The organism is Pseudomonas sp. QLc11A, assembly GCF_052112305.1.
GTDB classification, from domain to species: domain Bacteria; phylum Pseudomonadota; class Gammaproteobacteria; order Pseudomonadales; family Pseudomonadaceae; genus Aquipseudomonas; species Aquipseudomonas laurylsulfatiphila.
Genome location: NZ_JAVAJJ010000069.1, coordinates 1 through 310 on the forward strand (window position 1 = coordinate 1; position 310 = coordinate 310).

At 62.9% G+C, this 310-nt stretch carries 1 protein-coding gene; it reads right to left on the reverse strand.

Features of this window, described 5'->3' with window-relative positions:
* A partial coding sequence (locus tag Q8X48_RS29925; protein WP_407802822.1) for an immunoglobulin-like domain-containing protein occupies positions 1-310 on the reverse strand: 310 nt, incomplete at both ends.

Here is a 310-nt window from a genome sequence, read left to right on the forward strand (position 1 = left end):
CCGTGGTGGTCACTGGCGTTGTGTTTGGCGACACCAATTCCAGGTTGCCACCCACCGCGTCCTTGATGGATTCAGTCACGATGGTCGGACCGGTGTAAACGTCGTTGCCGACGCTGACCGGCAGGCTACCGGAGCTCTGGCCTTCGGCGATGGTGATGACCTTGCCGCTGTCCAGGGTCACGGTCACTGGACCGTTCTGCGCGGTGACCGGTTTGCCCTGGGCATCGGTCAGGGTCGCGGTGTAGGTAATGGTGCCGTTTTCATCCACGCTCGGCGTCGCGGTCAGGGTCACGGTGGTGGTGTCGTTGAC